The 234-nt window shown below is 67.9% G+C and carries 1 protein-coding gene; it reads right to left on the bottom strand.

Annotated elements, in window-relative coordinates; genetic code table 11:
* Positions 1–234: zinc-dependent peptidase (locus ACQG3P_RS24150; RefSeq protein ID WP_426806462.1), on the bottom strand; the 234-nt coding region annotated here is incomplete at both ends.

The following is a 234-nucleotide window of genomic DNA, read 5'->3' as shown; positions in this document are numbered from 1 at the left end:
ACACCTGGCCGATCGTTTCCTCGTCCCATTCGTGCAGCACCCCGTCTTCATCCATCTCGCTCTGCGGCACGATGAAGCCTTCGGGGGACACCAGCACCTGCGACCAGCCGCGCAATCCCACCCCGCCCAGTGCCAGCAGCGGCAGGCAGCACAGCGCGGCACTCAGCACCGCGTCGTCGTCACCCAGCTGCAGCCCGCCAATGGGGGTCCTGGTCTTGTCGTGCAGGACCGCGG

The sequence above is a fragment of the Stenotrophomonas sp. SrG genome (assembly GCF_050031795.1).
GTDB classification, from domain to species: Bacteria; Pseudomonadota; Gammaproteobacteria; order Xanthomonadales; family Xanthomonadaceae; genus Stenotrophomonas; species Stenotrophomonas rhizophila_A.
This window is presented reverse-complemented; position numbering and strand designations above follow the sequence as displayed.